At 63.4% G+C, this 17,593-nt stretch carries 17 protein-coding genes; 9 read left to right on the forward strand and 8 right to left on the reverse strand.

The window, feature by feature from the left end:
• Positions 1–163: 163 nt before the first annotated feature.
• Together cheR and PSEMO_RS08585 are read right to left on the reverse strand one after the other, a co-directional pair.
• Positions 164–991 (reverse strand): protein-glutamate O-methyltransferase CheR, encoded by an 828-nt coding sequence (gene cheR / locus PSEMO_RS08580; protein WP_075802683.1) that lies wholly within the window; start codon positions 989–991, stop codon positions 164–166.
• 52 nt (positions 992–1,043) lie between these two features.
• A complete protein-coding gene (locus PSEMO_RS08585) occupies positions 1,044–1,976 on the reverse strand; it encodes a chemotaxis protein CheV (protein WP_075802684.1) in 933 nt (310 codons plus the stop codon).
• A 68-nt stretch (positions 1,977–2,044) separates the two neighbouring features.
• Here PSEMO_RS08585 and flgA point away from each other — a divergent pair, with 68 nt between their 5' ends.
• The 4 genes from flgA (at position 2,045) to PSEMO_RS08605 (ending at position 4,627) form a co-directional block, all read left to right on the forward strand.
• Entirely contained in the window at positions 2,045–2,797 is a 753-nt protein-coding gene (gene flgA, locus PSEMO_RS08590; RefSeq protein ID WP_075802685.1) for a flagellar basal body P-ring formation chaperone FlgA, read from the forward strand.
• A 180-nt stretch (positions 2,798–2,977) separates the two neighbouring features.
• Positions 2,978–3,295 (forward strand): flagellar biosynthesis anti-sigma factor FlgM, encoded by a 318-nt coding sequence (flgM, locus tag PSEMO_RS08595; RefSeq protein ID WP_075802686.1) that lies wholly within the window; start codon positions 2,978–2,980, stop codon positions 3,293–3,295.
• Between the two features lie 45 nt (positions 3,296–3,340).
• Positions 3,341–3,808 (forward strand): flagella synthesis protein FlgN, encoded by a 468-nt coding sequence (locus PSEMO_RS08600; RefSeq protein ID WP_075802687.1) that lies wholly within the window; start codon positions 3,341–3,343, stop codon positions 3,806–3,808.
• Between the two features lie 75 nt (positions 3,809–3,883).
• The gene (locus tag PSEMO_RS08605) at positions 3,884–4,627 is read left to right on the forward strand and encodes a flagellar brake protein (protein WP_075802688.1); all 744 of its coding nucleotides are present in this window, start codon (positions 3,884–3,886) and stop codon (positions 4,625–4,627) included.
• A 114-nt stretch (positions 4,628–4,741) separates the two neighbouring features.
• Here PSEMO_RS08605 and PSEMO_RS08610 read toward each other — a convergent pair whose 3' ends face one another.
• The 3 genes from PSEMO_RS08610 to bkdR all read right to left on the reverse strand — a co-directional run bounded on the left by PSEMO_RS08610 (position 4,742) and on the right by bkdR (position 8,291).
• Positions 4,742–6,058: an MFS transporter gene (locus PSEMO_RS08610; RefSeq protein WP_075802689.1), complete on the reverse strand. Its 1,317-nt coding sequence runs from the start codon at positions 6,056–6,058 to the stop codon at positions 4,742–4,744.
• A gap of 151 nt (positions 6,059–6,209) precedes the next feature.
• Positions 6,210–7,451, reverse strand: coding sequence for a glutamine synthetase family protein (locus tag PSEMO_RS08615; RefSeq protein ID WP_178391981.1), 1,242 nt, complete (start codon positions 7,449–7,451; stop codon positions 6,210–6,212).
• Positions 7,452–7,799: 348 nt separating this feature from the next.
• Entirely contained in the window at positions 7,800–8,291 is a 492-nt protein-coding gene (bkdR, locus tag PSEMO_RS08625; RefSeq protein WP_075802692.1) for a Bkd operon transcriptional regulator BkdR, read from the reverse strand.
• Positions 8,292–8,490: 199 nt separating this feature from the next.
• Between bkdR and PSEMO_RS08630 the strand changes: the two genes are divergently transcribed.
• From PSEMO_RS08630 to lpdA, 4 genes are read left to right on the forward strand one after another with little or no spacing between them, the layout of a single operon-like run.
• A complete protein-coding gene (locus tag PSEMO_RS08630; protein WP_075802693.1) occupies positions 8,491–9,723 on the forward strand; it encodes a 3-methyl-2-oxobutanoate dehydrogenase (2-methylpropanoyl-transferring) subunit alpha in 1,233 nt (410 codons plus the stop codon).
• Position 9,724: 1 nt separating this feature from the next.
• The gene (locus PSEMO_RS08635) at positions 9,725–10,783 is read left to right on the forward strand and encodes an alpha-ketoacid dehydrogenase subunit beta (protein ID WP_075802694.1); all 1,059 of its coding nucleotides are present in this window, start codon (positions 9,725–9,727) and stop codon (positions 10,781–10,783) included.
• Entirely contained in the window at positions 10,784–12,052 is a 1,269-nt protein-coding gene (locus PSEMO_RS08640; RefSeq protein ID WP_075802695.1) for a dihydrolipoamide acetyltransferase family protein, read from the forward strand. It begins immediately after the preceding gene.
• Positions 12,053–12,054: 2 nt separating this feature from the next.
• Positions 12,055–13,443, forward strand: coding sequence for a dihydrolipoyl dehydrogenase (gene lpdA, locus PSEMO_RS08645; protein WP_075802696.1), 1,389 nt, complete (start codon positions 12,055–12,057; stop codon positions 13,441–13,443).
• 167 nt (positions 13,444–13,610) lie between these two features.
• On the opposite strand, the gene PSEMO_RS08650 is transcribed toward lpdA, so the two are convergent.
• Positions 13,611–14,333, reverse strand: coding sequence for a TylF/MycF/NovP-related O-methyltransferase (locus PSEMO_RS08650; protein WP_075802697.1), 723 nt, complete (start codon positions 14,331–14,333; stop codon positions 13,611–13,613).
• Positions 14,330–15,196 carry a hypothetical protein gene (locus PSEMO_RS08655; protein WP_075802698.1) on the reverse strand — a complete coding sequence of 289 codons (867 nt, stop codon included), beginning with the start codon at positions 15,194–15,196 and terminating at the stop codon, positions 14,330–14,332. Before PSEMO_RS08655 ends, PSEMO_RS08650 begins: the two co-directional genes overlap by 4 nt.
• Before the next feature lie 344 nt (positions 15,197–15,540).
• Between PSEMO_RS08655 and PSEMO_RS08660 the strand changes: the two genes are divergently transcribed.
• Positions 15,541–16,143: a hypothetical protein gene (locus tag PSEMO_RS08660; protein WP_075802699.1), complete on the forward strand. Its 603-nt coding sequence runs from the start codon at positions 15,541–15,543 to the stop codon at positions 16,141–16,143.
• Positions 16,144–16,256: 113 nt separating this feature from the next.
• On the opposite strand, the gene PSEMO_RS08665 is transcribed toward PSEMO_RS08660, so the two are convergent.
• Entirely contained in the window at positions 16,257–17,444 is a 1,188-nt protein-coding gene (locus PSEMO_RS08665; RefSeq protein ID WP_075802700.1) for an NAD(P)/FAD-dependent oxidoreductase, read from the reverse strand.
• Between the last annotated feature and the right edge of the window lie 149 nt (positions 17,445–17,593).

Raw genomic sequence — 17,593 nt, forward strand, 5'->3', positions numbered from 1 at the left:
TGAAATGAAAAGCCCCCGGTCGTGAGATCGGGGGCTTTTTTATGGCTCTTGCAGTGTTCTTGAGGGCCTCATCGCTGGCAAGCCAGCTCCCACAGGTATTGCGTGCGCCGCCGAACCTGTGGGAGCTGGCTTGCCAGCGATAGGGCCCCCAAGGGCACCGGAGTCATTTGGCCTGGTAGATGATCCCCGGACTGCACTGAACCATCTGGTACAGATCAGGCAACCCGTTCAGCGCCTCGGAAGCCCCGAGGAACAGATACCCGCCCGGCTTCAGCGTGGCATGGATGCGGGTGAGGATGTCCTTCTTGACCTGCGCCGAGAAATAGATCAGCACGTTGCGACAGAACACGATGTCGAACTTGCCGAGCGCCGCATAGCTGTCCAGCAGGTTGAACGAACGGAACTCGACACGGCTGCGGATCGGCGCCTTGATCGCCCAGCGCCCCGGCCCCTTCGGCTCGAAGTAGCGCTGCAGACGCTCCTGCGACAGGCCACGGGCAATCGCCAGGCTGTCGTACTCGCCGGTCTTGCAGTTGGCCAGCATCGCCCCGGAAAGATCGGTAGCGACGATCTGCGCCCCCATCTTCAACTGGCCGATATTGCTCCGCTCGTACTCGTCGAGGGTCATGGAAATCGAATAGGGCTCCTGGCCGGACGAACAGGCCGCCGACCAGATGCGCAGGCGCTGCCCCGGACTGTTGCGCAGCATCTCCGGCAAGACCTTGCTCTTGAGCACCTCGAAAGGATAGGTATCGCGGAACCAGAGGGTTTCGTTGGTGGTCATGGCGTCCACCACCTGCTCGCGCAAACCGCTGCGCGGCTGGCTCTGGATGCGCTGGACCAGTTCGGTCAGCGTCTTGATACCCTGCTGTTCCATCAGCTTGTTGAGACGGCTGGAAACCAGGTACTGCTTATTTTCGCCCAGCAGGATGCCACAGGCTTTTTCCAGGAAGACCCGGAACTGTTCGAAATCCAAATTACCCGTAGACAATGCTGCCGCCTCTTAAATCGTGTGCAACGCCAGGGGCCTGCGCCCCCGGCCATTAGTGTGTGGCATTGATCCGGTCAACCACCCGCTGTGCCAGGTCGTCCGGCCTGAACTTGGCCAGGAAGTCGTCGGCCCCGACCTTCTTGACCATGGCCTGGTTGAACACCCCGGACAGCGAAGTATGCAGGATGATATGCAGGTTTTGCATGCGCGGGTCGTTGCGGATCTCCGCGGTCAGCGTGTAACCGTCCATCTCCGGCATCTCGATGTCGGAGATCATCATCAGGAACTCCTCTTCCGGACGCTTGCCCTCATCGACCAGATTCCTAAGGTAGTCCAGCGCCTGGCGTCCGTCATTGAGCGCGATCACCTCGACGCCGACGGTCTGCAGGCAGCGACTCACCTGCTTGCGCGCCACCGACGAGTCATCCACGGTCAATACCCGCAGCGAAACCGCCTTGCTGTGCACCTCGGCATTGACCACGCCGGTGGACACCGACTCGGACGCCGGGGCCACCTCGGCGAGGATCTTCTCGACGTCGATGATCTCGACCATCTTGTTGTCGACCCGGGTCACTGCCGTGAGGTAGTGATCGCGTCCGGTCCCCTTGGGTGGCGGATGGATCTCTTCCCAGTTCATGTTGACGATGCGTTCCACCGAGTGCACCAGGAAACCCTGGGTCTTGGTGTTGTACTCGGTAATGATGACGAAACTCTTGCTCGGGTCCTGGTTCTCCAGGGGAGGCAGACCCGTCGCCATCGCCAGATCCAGGATCGGGATGGTCGCCCCACGAATATTCGCGACACCGCGCACGACCCGACTGGCCTTGGGCAGAAGTGTCAGGCTCGGGCATTGCAGCACTTCCCGTACCTTGAACACGTTGATCCCGTACAGCTGCTCGCCGCGCAGGCGGAACAACAGCAGTTCGAGACGATTCTGTCCTACCAGTTGCGTGCGCTGGTTCACCGAATCCATTACACCAGCCATGCCAGACTCCTCAAACGAAGCTTTTGGGCAGCGCGCTCGATCGGCACGCGCCTTGCTTTTCAACTTTCATGATTACGAAAACGACATTTTTCCGACGCCTGCACCGCCATCTGCCCGGCTTCCTTGCTGCGCTGTGCCTGTTGACTCCCGGCGCTCGAACTCTGGCTGACACATTCACCTTGCCTGAAGTGCTTATCGGTGTCACCCAGGGCTTTCTTGAGTTCTCCGTCGAAGACTATTTGCAAAAGACCCAGACCGAAGGCCGCTACGAGATCCAGGTCAACAACCTTGACCCGCGCCTGCGCATGCCGCTGTGCAGCGAGCAGCTCGGCGCCAGCCTGGAAAGCCCGGCCCAGCCACTGGGCCGGGTGACCGTGCGGGTGCGCTGCGATGGCAGCTCGCCATGGACGGTCTTCGTACCGGCCCAGGTCAAGCTGTTCCGCGACGTGGTGGTGGTCAGCCGGCCGCTCAAGCGTGATGCCGTGGTCGAGGAACAGGACGTGGCGCTGCGCGAGCGTGACGTCGGCCTCCTCAACCAGGGCTTTCTCGCCAGCCTTGACCAGGCGGTAGGACAAAAAGTCGTCCGACCGATGGTCATCGACCAGATCATAACGCCCGTTCATCTGGAACAGGCGGAGGTGATCCGCAAAGGCGATCACGTGGTGATCATCGCCCGCAGCGGCTCGCTGGCCGTGCGCATGCCCGGTGAAGCACTGAGCAAGGGCGGGATGAGCGAGCAGATCAGGGTACGCAACCTGAATTCCAAACGCGTGGTCAAGGCCAGGGTAACCGGTCCTGGCGAAGTGGAGGTTTCCATGTGACCTTGTGACACAGCCCACCGGATCGACGATGAAAGGTGGCGATCAGGAAGCGCATTTTCTAGACTATGCGTATTACGGAATGACGACCTTGTCACGAATGTCTGCTAATTCGTGTCTAAAGTTTTTTTCGGAATGGCCGAAAAAAGGGCAAGCGTCCTATTTCCGAGAGGTTTTCTGATCATGGTCATCGACTTCAGTCGTTTGAATAACTCCCCGTCCGTGACGGGTGGCCTGCGCACTGGCACCAGCCAGGAAAGCGCGGCCAGCAACCGCAGCGGCCAGTCCGAAGCGGCGGCGGCCACCACCCAGAGCGGGGAGACCGTACACCTCAGCCATGAGGCCCAGCAGTTGCAACAGGTCAGCGACAAGCTGCGCGACCAGCCCATCGTCAACAGCGACCGCGTGGCCGCGTTGAAGCAGGCGATCGCCGACGGTAGCTACCAGGTCGACGCCAACCGCGTGGCCAGCAAACTGCTCAATTTCGAAGCCCAGCGCTAGCCCTCGGCGCGCTGACTTCAAGGACGCTTAGACCAAGAGCCAGCCATGCACGACACGACCCTGCTGCAACTGATCGAAGAAGATATCGGCCCGGCCGAGCAACTGCTGCAGCTGCTGCGGGACGAATACGTCGCCCTGCACGGCCGTGACATGCCGGCGCTGGAAGACATCCTGGCCTACAAGCAATCGCTGGTAGTCCTGCTCGATCAGCACGGGCGTCGGCGCAGCGAGCTGCTCGCCAGCCTCGGCCTGACCCCGGATCGCGCCGGTGTCGAGGTCCTGGCCAGCCAGTCGCACCTTGGCCCGCAAATCCGCCAGCAACTCGACGTGCTGGGCAACCTGCTCAACGAGTGCAGGGCTGTCAACGAACGCAACGGCGAATCCATCGTGCTGCAGCAGGCCACCACGGCCAACCAGATCCGGATCCTCAACGGCGGCGAAGCGCCTTCGCTGTACGACAGCCGCGGCTCGACCTCGCCGCTCTCCAAGCCTCGTGCACTCAGCCAGGCGTGACCCTCTATCAAGCCACAGCGCATACTGGCAGAATGCCGGCTGCGTGTGTCGTTTTTGCCTGGAGATTCATCAACCGTGTTCAATGACGTAGAAGCTCCGCAGCCTCCGAAGGTGTTCACCACACCTCTGGAAATTGCCGCCAACCTGCGGATGCTGCAAGAGAGCCATGATCCGCTGATCATTACCTTCCATGAGCGCAGTCAGCGTTTCCAGAGTTACGTGGTCGAGGTCGACCGTGACAACAACGTCCTGGCCCTGGATGAAATGATCCCTCGCGACGGCGAGCGCTTCCTGGAAAACGGCGAACCCTTCCGCGTCGAAGGTTTCCATGACGGCGTGCGGATCGCCTGGGAATGCAACCAGCCACTGACCGTCGACTCCTCCGGTGACGTGCGCTGCTACCGTGGCACCCTGCCCACCGAAGTCACCTACCACCAGCGTCGCAATGCCTTCCGTGCCGCCCTCAAGCTCTCGCAACTGGTCGATGTCGTGCTCGACGGCGACAAGCTCAAGGGTGCCGGCGGGATTCGCGGCAAGCTCCTGGATATCTCCGCCACCGGCTGCAAGCTGCGCTTCGAGGGCGATATCGAAGAGCGGCTGCAACTGGGCCAGGTCTACGACAAGTTCGCCGCCAGCAACCCGCTGGGCCTGAGCCAGATGTCGGTCGAGCTGCGCCACCTGCACTTCGAGGAGCGCCTGGGCGCCACCTTCGCCGGCGTGCGCTTCCACAACCTGACCGGGCAGATGCAGCGCAAGATCGAGAGTTTCGTCTATCAGTTGCAGCGTGAAGCGCGGCGCTTCGACAAAGACGATTACTAAGCTCCAAGCTTCTTTTGAGCTTCAAGCTTTAAGCCATAAGCGGCAAGAAAAAGCAGCGGCGACGCGGACTGCTCTTTCTTGCCGCTTATAGCTTGTGGCTTGAAGCTGGGAAAATCAGAGCGGCTTGGCCGCTTCCTCGACGACTTCCTCGGCCTCGGTGTCCTCGGCCGCCACCGGCGCCTGCATCTGGTCCTGCACCACCTGCTCGGCGACCCGCGGGTCGAGGGCCGCCGCCAATGGCGAACTGGCTGCCGGCATGGCGACGTGGGACAGTGGCGCATCTTCCACCTGGTGCAGCCCGGTGACCGCATCCGGACGAATGCGCCAGACCAGCACCAGGGCGAAGAAGGTGAAGAAGGCATAGAGCATCTGGTCGCCGAACACCTTCATCAGCACCCCTGCCGCCAGCGGCCCGATACTCGCGCCCACGCCGTAGGTGACCAGCAGCATCGCCGTCAGTGACACCCGCCGCTCGCTTTCCACGTGGTCGTTGGAGAAGGCCACCGCCAATGGGTACAGGCAGAACTGCAACAGCGACACCAGGAACCCGGCCGCGAACAGCACCAGCATCGGCACCCCGGGGAGGATCGCCAGGGGCAGCGAGGCGATCGCCAGGCCGATGGCCACGCTGCGGATCAGCACGGCCCGATCGTAGCGGTCGGAGAGCCAGCCCAGCGGCCATTGCACCAGCAGGCCGGCGAAGATGCACACGCCCATGAAGATACCCACCTGCTCGGTGCTCAGGCCCTGCTTCGAGGCGTACAGCGGCGCCAGGCCGTAGAACGAACCGACGATCAGCCCGGAACCGAGCACCGTACTCAGCGACTGCGGCACGCGCTTGATGAAGAAGCGTGGCTCCATCGGCGCCGGACGCAGCGGCGCCGGGTGGATGCGCCGGGTCAGGGCCACCGGCACCAGGCACAGGGCGAAGCACATGGCGACCAGCATCAGCAGTTCAGGGCCGAGCTGCGGATGCACCACCAGGATCAACTGCCCGAGCACCAGGCCCAGGTAGGACGCGATCATGTAGCCGCTGAACACCGCCCCACGCTGCTTGGCGTCGGCCTGCTCGTTGAGCCAGCTCTCGATGACCATGTACTGGCACATCATCCCGAGGCCGACGATCACCCGCAGGAACAGCCAGGCCGGGAGGAAACTCACCAAGCCGTGCCCGAGCACCGCCGCCCCGACGATCCCGGCGCAGGTGGCGTAGGCGCGGATATGCCCGACCCGGGCAATCAGGCGGTGGCCGATCTTGCCGCCCAGGGCCAGGCCGAAGTAGTTGGCGGCCATCAAGGCACCGACCCACAGGCTGTCGACCTGGTCGGCACTCAGGCGCAGGGCCAGGTAGGTACTCAACAGGCCGGAGCCGATCAACATCATCAAAGCGGCGAAGTACAGCGCGCGAAAAGACTTCCAGATAGTGCGCATCAGCGTCCCGAACGGCCTCTTGAGCTGGTGGAAAAACTGCCTGAAAGCATAAGTGATTATTCCCGCCGCGCGGCCGGCCGGAAGGAAAAAAACAAAAGGCCGATTACGCCATGAAACAGCGCAATCGGCCTTCTATTCCGCGGTTTGCCGATCAGGCCTGGGCCGCCAGCACACGACGCTCCCAGGGCGTGATCTCATCGAAGAAGCTCGTCAGCTCCTGGGTCTTGGTAGCGATGTAGCCCGAGATGAACTCGTCGCCGAACAGTTCCCGGGCCAGGTTGCTGCGCTTGAGCCGGTCAATGGCCGCATGCAGGGTGCAGGGCAGCGACAGGTGATCCGGCACCTCGAACTCGCCCTGGATCGCCGCGGTGGGTTGCAGGCCCTGTTCGATTCCGTACAGGCCGGCAGCGAGGCTGGCGGCAATGGCCAGGTACGGGTTGGCGTCGGCGCCCGGCAGACGGTTTTCCACCCGTCGCGCCACCGGCGAACTGGCCGGGATGCGCAGGCCGGCGGCGCGGTTGTCCTCGGACCAGCAGGCATTGTTCGGCGATGCGTAGGGATGGCACAGGCGCTGGTAGGAATTGACGTTGGGCGCGAACAGCGCGGTGAAGTCCGCCATGCACGCCTGCTGGCCACCGATGAAGTTGAAGAAGGTGCCGGTGGGCTGGCCGTCGGGGGCGCTGAAGACGTTCTGACCGCTGGCGATGTCGACCACGCTCTGGTGGATATGCATCGAGCTGCCCGGTGTCTTCGCCAGCGGCTTGGCCATGCACACCACGGTCAGGCCGTGCTTGAGCGCGACTTCCTTGAGCAGGTGCTTGAACAGGAAGGTCTGGTCGGCCAGCAGCAGCGGATCGCCGTGCAGCAGGTTGATCTCGAACTGGCTGACGCCCATCTCGTGCATGAAGGTATCGCGGGGCAGGCCCAGCGCCGCCATGCAGCGGTAGACCTCCTGGAAGAACGGGCGCAGGCCGTTGTTGGAGCTGACGCTGAAGGCCGAGTGACCGTCTTCGCGGCGGCCGTCGAGGCCCAGGGGTGGCTGGAACGGCTGGGTCGGGTCGGGGTTGGCGGCGAAGACGAAGAACTCCAGCTCGGTCGCCACCACCGGCGCCAGGCCACGGGCGGCGTAGCGGGCGATCACCGCCTTGAGCTGGCCGCGGGTGGACAGGCCGGAGCTTGTGCCGTCCAGTTCATCGGCATCGCAGATGGCCAGGGCGCGGGGTTCGGCGCTCCAGGGCAGGCGGTGGATCTGCGTGGGGTCGGCGATCAGGGCCAGGTCGCCGTCGTCGCCGCCGTAGAAGCGTGCCGGCGGGTAACCGCCCATGATGCACTGCAGCAGCACCCCGCGGGCCAGTTGCAGGCGCCGGCCTTCGAGGAAGCCCTCGGCGGTCATCACCTTGCCGCGCGGCACGCCGTTGAGATCTGGCGTGACGCATTCGATTTCATCAATGCCCGTCAGGCGCTCTTCCAGGGAACGCTGAACATTGGTCGTCATGACTCTGTCCTTGTTGTTTTTCGCATGCCGGAAACGGCGACAGGGACAACATACTCAGGGGCTGTTCAAAATATCAAGCGGAGATGGTGGTGATTGATCGTGATTTTCTACACCCTTGGAGATTTATCGCTCTCAGGGGCCTCATCGCTGGCAAGCCAGCTCCCACAGGGTTTTGTGTTGACCACAGGATTGGTGGCCGACGCGATCCCTGTGGGAGCTGGCTTGCCAGCGATGAGGCCCTAAAAATCAACGAGGCTCGTGCAGCGTCAGCCCATTGGCCGGCAACGGCAGCGCCGTCTTGTACCTCACCTGCTTCAAGGCAAAGCTCGACCTGATATTCGCCACCCCCGGCAGCCGGGTCAGGTAATCGAGAAACCGCTCCAGCGCCTGGATGCTGGGCAGCAACACCCGCAGCAGGTAATCCGGGTCCCCGGTCATCAGGTAGCACTCCATCACCTCGGGCCGCTCGGCGATCTCTTCCTCGAAGCGGTGCAGCGACTGCTCCACCTGCTTCTCCAGGCTGACATGGATGAACACGTTGACATCCAGCCCCAGCACCTCCGGCGCCAGCAAGGTCACCTGCTGGCGAATCACCCCCGACTCCTCCAGGGCCTTGACCCGGTTGAAACAGGGCGTCGGCGACAGGTTCACCGAGCGCGCCAGCTCGGCGTTGGTGATCCGCGCATTTTCCTGAAGGCTGTTGAGAATGCCGATGTCGGTACGATCCAGTTTCCGCATGAGATAAATCTTCCTGCCTATTGTTCTTTTGCAGAATATTTATCCGCGCGCTCGAACAAAGGCAATCAACATCAGAAAAATATTCTTCCGGGGCCGGAATATCATTAAGACAAGACTGACTTCCTGGTCACAAGCCGGGTCTCAGTAGCTACCGCTTCAAAGCTCAACAAAAACACAAGACAGAGCGAGCGTAAAAAGCATGAACGAGTACGCCCCCCTGCGTTTGCATGTGCCCGAGCCCACCGGCCGGCCAGGCTGCCAGACCGATTTCTCCTACCTGCGTCTGAACGACGCCGGTCAGGTCCGTAAACCCGCCATCGACGTCGAACCTGCCGATACCTCGGACCTGGCCTACAGCCTGATCCGCGTTCTCGACGCCGAAGGCAACGCCATGGGCCCCTGGGCCGAGGACATCGACCCGCAAGTCCTGCGCCAGGGCATGCGGGCCATGATGAAGACCCGCCAGTTCGACAGCCGCATGGTGGTCGCCCAGCGCCAGAAGAAGATGTCCTTCTATATGCAGAGCCTGGGCGAGGAAGCCATCGGCAGCGCCCAGGCCCTGGCCCTGAACCGCACCGACATGTGCTTCCCCACCTACCGCCAGCAGAGCATCCTGATGGCCCGGGAAGTGTCCCTCACCGAGATGATCTGCCAGTTGCTGTCCAACGAGCGCGATCCGCTCAAGGGCCGCCAGTTGCCGATCATGTACTCGGTGCGCGAAGCCGGCTTCTTCACCATCAGCGGCAACCTCGCCACCCAGTTCGTCCAGGCCGTCGGCTGGGCCATGGCCTCGGCGATCAAGGGCGATACCAAGATCGCCTCGGCCTGGATCGGCGACGGCGCCACCGCCGAATCCGACTTCCACACCGCCCTGACCTTCGCTCACGTTTACCGCGCCCCGGTGATCCTCAACGTGGTCAACAACCAGTGGGCGATCTCCACCTTCCAGGCCATCGCCGGCGGTGAAGCGACCACCTTCGCCGGACGTGGCGTAGGCTGCGGCATCGCCTCGCTGCGGGTCGACGGCAACGACTTCGTCGCGGTCTACGCCGCCTCGCGCTGGGCCGCCGAACGCGCCCGCCGCGGCTTCGGCCCGACCCTGATCGAGTGGGTCACCTACCGTGCCGGCCCGCACTCCACCTCCGATGATCCATCCAAGTACCGCCCGGCCGACGACTGGATTCACTTCCCCCTCGGCGACCCGATCGTGCGCCTGAAGCAGCACCTGATCGCCAACGGCCATTGGTCCGAGGAAGAACACCAGCAGGTCAGCGCCGAACTGGACGCGGAAATCATCGCCGCGCAGAAGGACGCCGAGCAGTACGGCACCCTCGCCGGCGGACAGATGCCGACCCCGGCCTCGATGTTCGAGGACGTCTACAAGGAGATGCCGGAGCACCTGCGCCGGCAGCGCCAGGAACTGGGGATCTGACATGAACGATCACAACACCTCCATTCAAGTGGAAAACGCCATGTCGACCACCAACATGACCATGATCCAGGCCCTGCGCTCGGCGATGGACATCATGCTCGAGCGCGACGACAACGTGGTCATCTACGGCCAGGACGTCGGCTACTTCGGCGGCGTGTTCCGCTGCACCGAGGGCCTGCAGAACAAGTACGGCAAATCCCGGGTATTCGATGCGCCGATCTCGGAAAGCGGCATCGTCGGCACTGCCGTGGGCATGGGCGCCTACGGCCTGCGCCCGGTGGTGGAAATCCAGTTCGCCGACTACTTCTACCCGGCCTCGGACCAGATCGTTTCCGAGATGGCCCGCCTGCGCTACCGTTCGGCCGGCGAATTCGTCGCCCCGCTGACCCTGCGCATGCCCTGCGGTGGCGGCATCTATGGCGGCCAGACCCACAGCCAGAGCCCGGAGGCGATGTTCACCCAGGTCTGCGGCCTGCGCACGGTGATGCCGTCCAACCCCTACGACGCCAAGGGCCTGCTGATTGCCTCGATCGAGAACGACGACCCGGTGATCTTCCTCGAACCCAAGCGCCTGTATAACGGCCCGTTCGACGGCCACCACGACCGCCCGGTAACCCCCTGGTCGAAACACCCGGCCAGCGCCGTGCCGGACGGCTACTACACGGTGCCGCTGGACAAGGCGGCGATCACCCGCCCGGGCAACGACGTCACGGTGCTGACCTATGGCACCACGGTCTATGTGTCCCAGGTCGCCGCCGAGGAAACCGGTGTCGACGCCGAGGTCATCGACCTGCGCAGCCTGTGGCCGCTGGACCTGGAGACCATCGTCGAATCGGTGAAGAAGACCGGCCGCTGCGTGGTCGTGCATGAAGCCACGCGCACCTGCGGCTTTGGCGCCGAACTGGTTTCGCTGGTCCAGGAACATTGCTTCCACCACCTGGAAGCGCCCATCGAGCGCGTCACCGGCTGGGACACCCCCTACCCGCATGCGCAGGAGTGGGCGTACTTCCCTGGCCCTTCGCGGGTCGGTGCGGCATTGAAACGGGTCATGGAGGTCTGAATGGGCACGCACGTCATCAAGATGCCGGACATTGGCGAAGGCATCGCGCAGGTTGAACTGGTGGAATGGTTCGTCAAGGTCGGCGACACCATTACCGAGGACCAGGTGGTGGCCGATGTCATGACCGACAAGGCCACGGTGGAAATCCCTTCGCCGGTGTCCGGCAAGGTGCTCGCCCTGGGCGGCCAGCCCGGCGAGGTCATGGCGGTGGGCAGCGAGCTGATCCGTATCGAAGTGGAAGGCGCTGGCAACCATCAGGAAAGTGCCAGTAAACCGGCCCCGGTGGTTGCAGCAGCACCCGAACCGAAACCGGCACCGGTCGAAGTACCGGCGGCCAAACCACAAGTCGCTGCCGCGCCTGTCGAAAGCGCGCCGATCGTACCCCGTGGCGCCAATGAAAAACCCCTCGCCTCCCCCGCCGTGCGCAAGCGCGCCTGGGATGCCGGGATCGAACTGCGTTACGTCCACGGCAGCGGCCCGGCCGGGCGCATTCTCCATGAGGACCTCGACGCCTTCCTGACCCAGCCGACCCGCAGCAGCCACGGTGCGCCGAGCGGCTATGCCAAGCGCGAGGACAGCGAACAGATCCCGGTGATCGGCCTGCGCCGCAAGATCGCCCAGCGCATGCAGGACGCCAAGCGGCGCGTCGCCCACTTCAGCTACGTGGAAGAGATCGACGTCACCGCCCTGGAAGAGCTGCGCCAGCACCTCAACGGCAAGTTCGGCGACAGCCGCGGCAAGCTCACGCTCCTGCCGTTCCTGGTTCGCGCCCTGGTCGTGGCCCTGCGCGACTTCCCGCAGATCAACGCCACCTACGACGACGAAGCCCAGGTCATCACCCGCCACGGCGCGGTGCACGTGGGCATCGCAACCCAGGGCGACAACGGCCTGATGGTGCCGGTGGTACGCCATGCCGAAGCCGCCAGCCTGTGGGCCAACGCCAGCGAGATCGCGCGCCTGGCCCATGCCGCGCGCAACAACAAGGCCAGCCGCGAGGAGCTCAGCGGTTCGACCATTACCCTGACCAGCCTCGGCGCCCTCGGCGGCATCGTCAGCACACCGGTGGTCAACACCCCTGAAGTGGCGATCGTCGGAGTCAACCGCATGGTCGAACGGCCGATGGTGATCAACGGCCAGATCGTCATCCGCAAGATGATGAACCTCTCCAGCTCCTTCGATCACCGGGTGGTCGACGGCATGGACGCCGCACAATTCATCCAGGCCGTGCGCGGCCTGCTCGAACAACCCGCCAGCCTGTTCGTGGAGTGAGCATGCAGACTCTGGACACTACCCTCCTCATCATCGGTGGCGGCCCCGGCGGCTACATCGCCGCGATCCGCGCCGGGCAACTGGGCATTCCGACCATTCTGGTGGAAGGCCAGGCCCTCGGTGGCACCTGCCTGAATGTCGGCTGCATCCCGTCGAAGGCGCTGATCCATGTCGCCGAGCAGTTCCACCAGACCGAGCAGCACAGCCGGAAATCCAGCCTCGGCATCAAGGTCGTCGCGCCGAGCCTGGATATCGGCCAGAGCGTGGCCTGGAAGGACGGCATCGTCGACCGCCTGACCACAGGCGTGGCCGCCCTGCTGAAGAAAAACGACGTAAAGGTGATCCATGGCTGGGCCAGGGTCATCGACGGCAAGCTGGTGGAAATCGACGGCCAGGACCTGCGGATTCGCTGCGAGCACCTGTTGCTTGCCACCGGTTCCAGCAGCGTGGAACTGCCGATGCTGCCGCTGGGTGGCGCGGTGGTTTCCTCCACCGAAGCGCTGTCGCCCAAGGCGCTGCCCAAGCGCCTGACCGTGGTCGGTGGCGGCTATATCGGCCTGGAGCTGGGCATCGTCTATCGCAAGCTCGGCGTTGAGGTCAGCGTGGTGGAAGCCCGGGATCGCATCCTGCCGACCTACGACGCCGAACTGACCCAGCCGGTGGCCGAATCGCTGAAGAAACTCGGGGTGCAGCTGTACCTCGGGCACAGTGTGGAAGGCTTCGATGCGACGGAAAAACGCCTGAAGGTGCGCAAGCCGGATGGCGAGGAACTGGCGCTGGAGACGGACCAGGTGCTGGTTGCGGTTGGCCGTCGTCCGCGGACCAAGGGTTTTAATCTCGAAGCCCTGGAATTGAAGATGAACGGTGCCGCGATTGCCATCGACGAGCGTTGCCAGACCAGCATGCGCAATGTCTGGGCTATCGGTGACGTGGCGGGCGAGCCGATGCTGGCGCACCGGGCCATGGCCCAGGGCGAGATGGTTGCCGAGCTGATCGCCGGCAAACAGCGGGCGTTCACGCCGGCGGCCATTGCGGCGGTGTGCTTTACCGATCCTGAGGTTGTGGTGGCAGGCAAGACCTCTGAAACTGCCAAGGAAGAAGGCCTCGATTGCCTGGTCGCGCAGTTCCCCTTCGCCGCCAATGGCCGGGCCATGACCCTGGAATCGAAGAGCGGTTTCGTGCGGGTGGTGGCGCGGCGGGACAATCACTTGATCGTCGGCTGGCAGGCGGTCGGGGTGGGGGTTTCGGAGCTGTCCACGGCGTTTGCCCAGTCACTGGAGATGGGCGCGCGACTGGAGGATGTGGCGGGGACCATTCATGCCCATCCGACCTTGGGTGAGGCGGTGCAGGAAGCGGCACTGAGAGCACTGGGCCACGCCCTGCATATCTAGAACCGAAAGCACGACGCTGCACCCTGTGGGAGCTGGCTTGCCAGCGATTGCGATGGTGAATTCACCAAAGTCATCGCTGGCAAGCCAGCTCCCACAGGGTCCGCGCTCTCCATCAGAAACCAAGAAGGCCGCTCAGTGAGCGGCCTTCTTGTGTTTCAGCAGTCCATTCAGACGCGGAAATAACCCACGGTCGAATCGAACGGCAGACGCTTCAGCTCGATCTTGTTCAGATCCAGCACATCACGCAGTGCTGCGGTCTCACCTGGGAAGTTGCGGTAGGCAACTTCGTCCAGGACCACGATGGCACCCTTCGGCATGTACGGCAGGAAGGTTTCCAGCGCCACCTTGGTCGACGAGTACAGGTCGGTGTCGAGGATCAGCATCGCCACCACCAGGTCCGGACGGGTCTTGACGAAGGCCGGGACGGTTTCGAGGATGTCGCCCTTGACGATCTCGCAACGCGGGATGCGGTTGACGGGACGGATCAGGTCGTTGGCGTCGATCATGTCCTGGATCAGGGTCTCGTCGGTGTCGGAGAACATCTTCTCGTTGATGTCCGCCGGGTCTTCCTTCTCGTCGATGCTGGCAAAGCCCTGGAAGGTGTCGAAACCGATGATCGAGCGGTTGATCGCATACGGCTCGAGAATCATCGACAGCTGCATGTAGAGCATCAACGAGTTGCCCTTGTACACGCCGCATTCAACGATGGCGCCCGGTACGTCCTGGACCATCTTGAACAGTTCGATCCGCGACAGCGCCGCGGTCACGGCGATGCGGTTGGCGAAGACGAAGGGGGCGTCGGCCACGTATTGGGCATCGACACGGCTCAGCACGCTGGCACGCTTTTCGTTGTACTCGACCTCGGCAGCGGTCAGACGACGCTTGGTCATGGATTAACTCCCTGGAATTGCGAAAAGTCGCTGGCATGGAAAAGGTCTTTGAAGCCGGCTTCCACGTCGAAACAGCCGTTGTCGACATTGGGCGCGCCGCGCTTCTGAATCAGGTCCTGCAGGTGGATCAGGCGGAAGTCCACGCTGAAACGGATACGGTCGGTGCGGTTGGCCACGGTGCCGTGCAGGTGCGAACCGGAGAAGGTCAGGATCTCGCCGCTGTTGCCGGCCACGCGGATTTCCGAGGAGTCGTCGACCTCTTCCAGCGGCACCGGGTGGATGCGGGTTTCCTGGGTGATGTTGTCCTTGGCCTTGATCCGCTGGTTGGTGATCCAGTCGGTCAGGCTCCAGCTATGGGACGAGTTCTCCACCGGCCGGGTGAAGTAGGCCGGGTTGATCATCATGGTCTGGTCGGGCTCGATGGTGTAGATCGGCATCCAGGTGTTGATCTGGCAATCGACGTTGCCGTACCAGGTGTCGCGGTGCGGCTTGTAGGCGTAGCTGACGCCGGCGTGCAGGTAGTCGTAGTTGGGCACGACACGGATGCGCGGCACGTCGAACAGGTAGTCGTCCGGGTTGGCGCCGATTTCCAGCACGTAGTCGCGGATCAGCGCCTTCGCCTGCGGGCCGTTGGTGAACTGGCGCTTGAGCCGGGTGACGTGCTCGACGAAGGTTTCCACCGGCATCTGCTTGTGCAGCGACAGGTGGTCGGTTTCGCCGTCGAAGGCGTCGGTGATGCTGTGCCGGGCCAGGGCGCAGAGCTCGTGGGCGCTGCGCAGGTTGGTATCGAGGAAGATATCGCCCGCATAGACCTGCTCGCGGAATGCCGGCTTCTTCTGCAACTGGTTGATGTAGAGATTCATTGGTGCCTCTTCCTCATAAAGACTGATGCCCGCCGGGCGGGCCATGAATTGAAGTGGACGCAAGGCGACGCCCCCCTGCCCCTCGGCAGGCAACTCCAACCGCATGGGCTACCGGGTCATGAGCCCGGTTCTAGTGATCTTGTGATCGGCATCAGGCGGGCAAACTTTAATACCGCCGGGAAGGTTACAAGGCTTGCCGCTGACGGCAAGGGGTTTCCGCCCGGAGGCAAGGCGACACACCGCTTCGTTGCTGGAAGCCCCGTAACACGGGACCTGGATCAAGCTGGCACAGCTATTGCCCTGTATCCCGGAGCATTGTCGCCCCACTCAAGGAGGTTGATCCCGTGAGCATCATCAATGGTCATGGCTGGCAGAACGCCGCCATCCAGCAACATCGCACCCTGCCCGCCGTTTCCGGCGTGGACGGGCAAGCCTATCAGGCCGAGACCGCGACGGCCTCGTCGGTTGCCACCGTTGCCAGCGCGGCAGCGGCGAGCAGTGCGTCCGGCTCCACCTACCAGGATGCCAAGGATGCGCAGGACGAGGCCTTCGCCAAGCTCAAGGTGGCGCTGCAGAACACCGACAGCAGCAGCGTCAGCGAGTCGGACGAGGGCACCTCGACCACCCGCAGCGCGGCCCAGGAATTCCGTGACTACATGGCGTTGTCCCCGGAAGAGAAGATCCGCCTGAAGATGCTCAACGAGCTGGGGCTGACCGAGGAAGACTACGAGGCGTTGCCGCCGGAGAAGAAGGACGCGATCGACAAGCAGATCGCCCAGCGCCTGAAGGACGAGAGCGAGGTCAAGTCCATGGCCAGCCTGCAGCCACAGATGCAGGTGGCGATGGCGGCACAGGGCCTGATCAAGCCGGTAAGTGAGGTCGAGGCGGCGGATCCGGCGCAGGTGCGCAAGGACCGGGAGGATCGGGAAGATCCGTTTAATGTGTGATGGGCTTTAGGGCCCTATCGCTGGCAAGCCAGCTCCCACAAGGATCGCGTGCACCGCCGAACCTGTGGGAGCTGGCTTGCCAGCGATGAGGCCATCAGCCCTGTGCAGATACCTCAGGCAATCGGAATCATCGGATCCGCCGCCGCCAATGCCACCGCCCTGTCAGCCACCGGCGGATAGATCCACTGGGTATTGATCTGCCGCTTCAGCGCCTTGCCCTCCTCTCGCACCAGCTTCACCTGGCGATCCCAGCCCTCGGTGAACACCGCGCCCCAGCCGCCCAGATCGAGGCAGGTCACATACTTGGGCTGGCGATACACCACCGGCTCCACCCCGATCAACCGCGCCGCCGCATTGTTGCCGGCATGCCGCCCCAGCGGAATCGCGTGCTGGCAGGTCATCAGCGCATGGTTGCCGAGATCGTCGGTCGCGGCATAGGCGGTGTCCCCTGCCGCGAACACCGCGTCCTGACCGATCACCCGCAGATGTTCGTCCACATGCAGGCGCCCCATACGGTCGCGCTCGCCGGGAACCTGCGCAGTCAGCGCACTGGCCTGCACACCGGTGGTCCAGATCACCGTACTGGCCTCGATTCGCTGGCCATCCGACAAGGTCACGCCCTCGGCATCCACCACTTCCACCGAAGCGTTCAAGCGCCACTCCACGCCCAGTTCCGCACTCGCCTCGGCAATCGAGCGGGCGATCTCCTCACCCTGTGAAGCACCAATGGCCTGGCCGCGATCAACCACGATCACCCGCACCTCGGCAGCGTCACCCAGCACCTCGCGCAGACGAGCCGGCATCTCGGTCGCCGTCTCGATTCCGGTGAAACCACCACCAGCCACCACCACGGTATTACGTGCCGCCGAGTATGGGCGCTGGGCAAGGGATTTCAGGTGCTGCTCAAGGCGCACCGCCTCCTCGATCCGGTCGACATCGAAAGCATGCTCGACCGACCGCGCCAACCCGCTGCCGGTCGCCAGGACCAACTGGTCATAGTGCGCGACCGCAGCATTGCCCTGCCCATCCACATACTCGACACGCTTGCCGGATACATCGATGTGCTGCGCGGCGCCCTGGATAAAGCGTACGCCGGTCACGGCGAACAACTCGCCCAGCGGCGCCATCAGGCTGGCTGCATCCGGCTCATAGAAGCGCGGACGGATACGCAGTTCGGCCTGGGGCGCCAGGACGCTGACCATGGCGTCCGAACGGCCATGCATCTCCAGCAGGCGGGTGGCGCTCAGGGCGCTCCACAGACCGCCGAAACCGGCGCCAAGAACAAGAATGTGCTGCTTCATCGTGCTGCTCCGCATCAGTGAGGTTCGATTCAATAACTACGACTGTATTAGTCGCAGTTAATAAAATCAAGCCACCATTGGTCGGCGAGCGGCTTTGCCTGATCCCTGATGAAGCGCTAAAATTGGCGACCAGTTCAGTCGGAGATAGG

Source organism: Pseudomonas putida (assembly GCF_001941965.1).
GTDB classification, from domain to species: domain Bacteria; phylum Pseudomonadota; class Gammaproteobacteria; order Pseudomonadales; family Pseudomonadaceae; genus Aquipseudomonas; species Aquipseudomonas putida_L.